Genomic DNA, 4,669 nt, shown 5'->3' with positions numbered 1-4,669 from the left:
TGGGTTAAGGTAAGTGGAAACAACGGTGCCGATGGTATCAAAGGTATTCAAGGTAATCCTGGAGATCCTGGAGTTACTATCCCAGCAGAAGCGACTATTTTAGTGAATGACGCTGGAGTTGTATTTATCAAAGATCCTAATACAGGAAACTGGATAAGAGTAAGTGGAAATAATGGAGTTGATGGCGCAGCTGGTTTAGCTGGAGGTGCTGGTATCCCTGGATTAGCTGGAGTTACAGCACCTGCTGGAACTACTGCTTGGGTTGACACTACAACAGGTTATATCTATGTTAAAGATGCCGACGGTAAGTGGGTTAAAGTAAATGGAAAAGATGGAGTTGATGGAGCGGCTGGTTTAGCTGGAGGTCCTGGAGTTCCTGGAGTAGATGGTGTTACGCCACCTGCTAGTACCACAACTTGGATAGATACTACAACAGGTAATGTTTATGTTAAAGATCCAATTACAAAAGAATGGGTAAAGGTTAGTGGTAACAATGGAAAAGATGGTAAATCATTTACATACGCTGATTTCACTGCTGATGAACTTGCTGGATTAAAAGGAGCAGATGGAGTAACTTCATTTGTACCAACTGTAACTGAAGGAAACACGATTGCTACTTTTACAGATGCAGCAGGAAATCCAGCAGCTATTAAAGAAACTATTACTTCTTTAAGAGATGTTGTTACAGAGGAAACTGATGTGCGTGGACAAGTATTTGAAACACATACTTTGACTTATAAAGATGAGACAGGTGCGGAAAATAAGATTGATATGTCAACATTAGTTAAAGGAGTTGAAACTTTAACCTCTCTTCAGTATGATGGTTCTTTAGGAGAATTAAATTATAAAGATGAGGCAGGTGTTACTACAAGTTTTAACATGGTTGACATGGTTGGTGCAAATCAAACATTAACTAAGTTGGTGATAAATTCTGATGAAGGTACATTAGATTATACTGATGAGAACAAAGCTTTACATCCTTTAAATTTAGCAGATCTTGTGAAAGAGCCTTGGTATGGTGTTGATTCTAAAAAAGGAGCAACTTCAAATTCTGATAATATATACACTCAAGGTTGGGTAGGGATTGGTTTTGATGCTCCATCTACAGCTGCAAATGAAAAATTGAGAGTAAATGGTTCTATAACTGTAGTGAATTCATATTATGCAGATTACGTGTTTGAAGATTACTTTAAAGGATTCTCGAATATTAAAGCAGATTATAAATTTAAAACATTGGCAGAAATAGATGCTTATATCAAAAAGAACAATCACTTGCCAGGTATAACACCAATCAACGAATTGATGAAAACAAAAGAAGGATATTCATTCAATGTTTCTGAGTTATCAATACAATTACTTGAAAAAACAGAAGAGCTGTATTTACATATTATTGAGCAAGACAAAGAATTGGAAGCTAAAAATAATGAAATTGAAAAACTAAAAGTTGAATCAAAATCATTGAAAGCTGCAACTGATGAAATGAATGCACGTTTAGAAAAATTGGAAAAATTAATGTCAAATAAATAGTAAATCAATTAATAATTAATCAGGTCAAAGCACTTTTCAAGTGCTTTGGGACTGATTAAAATTTAAGAATATGAAAAATTATACAAATAAAATGCAAAAAATAGCCTTGGCGGTTATTCTATGCTTATTAAGTTTTGGTTCTGTTTTTGCTCAGGCAGAAACAACCAAAATAAAAGATGGAACAATTAGCAGTGGAGCAACCAAAGCTAAAGATGGTGCGATTTTCGAATTAGAGAGTAATAATAAAGGAATGTTAATTTCACGTTTAAGCACAGCTCAACGTAATGCTATTCCTGCAGCTAATTTATCAAATGGATTATTGATATTCAATACAAATTCAAATTGTTTTGATTATTGGGATTCTTTAAGAGTACAGTGGTTAAGTATGTGTGGAACACCTCCACCAGCTGTATTTGATGTTTCTGCAGCACAGTGTTCATTAGTTATAGCTAATGGTACTTACAAGCAAGGTGTTACTTTATCAGGAGATAATACACTTACAGTTCCAGTTACAGTTACACAAGCTGGTACATACACAATGACAGCTACAACTGCCAATGGGTATTATTTTGAAGCAAGTGGAAATTTTCCTTCTGCAGGAGTTTATGATATAACATTAAAAGGAACGGGAAGACCTAACTCAGGGTATGATACAGGAACTCCAGGTGACGTAGTAACAGTGATTTTAAATGGTGTAGTTTGCGATTGTACGCCACATATCTATATAGAAAAAGCCAATGTTGATTTTGCTATTTCTTGTGGAAGTCTTGACAGATTTGGATCTTATAATATTGGAATACCTTTAACAGCTGATAATAAGTTAACGCTTGACGTTAATGTATCTAATACAGGTTTTTGGAGTATGAAAACGAATACTGTAAACGGATATTCATTCATGGGACAAGGTACTTTTACTACAACAGGACTTCAAAAGGTTGTATTATCAGGAACTGGTACTCCAATTGCTTCAGGGACTAATCTTTTTGATATTACTTCTAATGCAAGTACTGTTGCAGGAGGATCTTGTAATGGTATTTCAGTAATAGTTGCACCAGTAGCATTTACTATGGATTGTGCTGGAGCTACACAAACTGGAGTATACATGCAAAATGTTGCGCTTAACTCAACTAATAATACAATTACGTTACCTATAAATGTTACAGCTACGGGAGCAACAACAATTTCTACTAATACTGTTAATGGAGTATCTTTCTCTTCAGGTGCAATCGTATTGACTAAACTTGGTGCTGATACTGTTGTACTAAAAGGTTCAGGAACACCTACAAGTGGAGCTACAGCTGAATTAACAGTAACTGGAACTCAGACAGATCCAGCAACTTGTTTTTATAATTTAACTATTGCAAAACAACCTATTGCATTTACAATGACATGTAATAGTATTACAACATCAGGAAGTTATGTTCCTAATGTGGCTATGACAAGTGAAAATTCAATGGCAGTTCCGGTAAACGTAACTTATGTAGGAGATTATAGCATTTCTACTAATACATTAAATGGAATTTCTTTTTCAGCTACTGGAACTTTCACAACTACAGGAGCGCAAACAATAACGTTAAAAGCTTCTGGAACTCCTACGGCAGGAGGTTCATATTCTTATGCAATAAATACTAATAGTACTTCAAGTAGTGTAACTTGTTCTAAAGCGATTTTATTTACATACCGTCAAATGATTGTTGCTGGTATTGGTGACGGTCTTTATAACCCAGGAAGTGCTGCCAGCGGTGAAACTTCATACGCAGTATTGAATAATACAACTAATTTTGGGCCTAATGGTAAAATTCAGGTTCTAGGGGGATTAAAACTCTTACCAAGTTTAGGTTATCCAAGTGCATCTTCACTTAAAAATAGTATTAATAATAATAATATTGATATTATTCATATTGCATACAACTTCCAGCCTAATGCAGATGTAATTGCAGTTTTAGCAGATTTTGTTAAGAATAAAAAAGGAGTTGTAATCTTTGCTTCTGAAAGAGTTCCTAATATAGCAACTGTTATAAATGGTATTTTAGGGTCTAATGTTTCAACAGTTGCAGCTAATAATTCTGTAGGAAGGAATATAACTGATTTAGCAAATATTGCAGATCCTATTTTAAATGGTCCTTTCGGTAATACCGCTGGATTAAATATGGGTGGGGATGTTGATAACTCAATTTTCCTTGTTGAGAAACCTGCAAATAGTACTGTATTAGCTACAGAAAAAGGTTCATCTAAAGTTTTCTCTTTTAGAGATAATACATATGGATTTGTTTTTATTGGAGATGCGGGTTATAATGCGGGTGTGGTAAACAACAATCAAAATGGAAATTACCCTGCTAAAATTGGAACTGGAGGAGTTCCTATGGCAAAAGCTAATTATGGTTATGACAGTAATGTCACTGTATATAATAGTATTTTCTATGCGAATCTTTTTGCATGGGCTGTTGATTATGTACAAAATAACACAGTTCAAACATACAAACTTCCATAAGACGAAGTAGGTAAAGCTTAAAAACACCTCTTTTATGAAAACATAATTAAGGTGTTTAATAAAACACACTTTATATTTGTTATAATAAAAATTAATCTACAATCAATTTGTAACATAGTTTTTTATTTTTTTTGAAGAGAGGGCTTTGGTTCTCTCTTTTTTTATACCCAAATCTATAAGTTTAAAAGCTTTTAGAGGTAAAAATAATGATGGGCTAATAAGAAATTTGTAATGTTGATAACAGAGTGTTTGAGTGAAAAGAAGGATAACTTTTGATTTTGAATATTATGGTTTTTGATAATTAGATTTTTGTATAAAAAGAGAACCTAGGTTCTCTTTTTTGTTCTTTTTAAAGATTTATGTACTGCTAAAGGTCTGTTGAAAAAAAAATGAACTGTTTTATTATGTAACGATTGAGAGATAAGATGACAATAAAAGATGTCATTAATAAAAGCTAAAGAAGCACAGAATGATTCTTTTTTAAACTTAAATAAATTCGTCTTATTCTGATATAGCAATAACTTTTACAGGTTAAGTTGATTTTGTGATTGATTTAGCTTTGTATCATAATAGAAAGTGTGATTTGTGTAATAAATTATAATATTATATATGAAAAAAAATGACTTATATAAAGAAACAAAACAATCAATT

General features: G+C 33.1%; 1 protein-coding gene and 1 pseudogene. Both read left to right on the top strand.

Going from position 1 to position 4,669, the window contains the following annotated elements:
* Positions 1–1,527, top strand: a pseudogene (locus B8T70_RS24040) (hypothetical protein); the annotation flags it as partial.
* A gap of 70 nt (positions 1,528–1,597) precedes the next feature.
* Positions 1,598–4,018 (top strand): hypothetical protein, encoded by a 2,421-nt coding sequence (locus tag B8T70_RS23050; protein WP_086896384.1) that lies wholly within the window; start codon positions 1,598–1,600, stop codon positions 4,016–4,018.
* Positions 4,019–4,669 lie beyond the last annotated feature (651 nt).

Source organism: Flavobacterium sp. AJR (assembly GCF_002156885.1).
GTDB lineage: Bacteria > Bacteroidota > Bacteroidia > Flavobacteriales > Flavobacteriaceae > Flavobacterium.
This window is presented reverse-complemented; position numbering and strand designations above follow the sequence as displayed.

Excerpts from the sequence above, each read along its gene's own strand:
- B8T70_RS23050 (WP_086896384.1), top strand. The coding sequence starts at position 1,598 with ATGAAAAATTATACAAATAAAATGCAAAAAATAGCCTTGGCGGTTATT.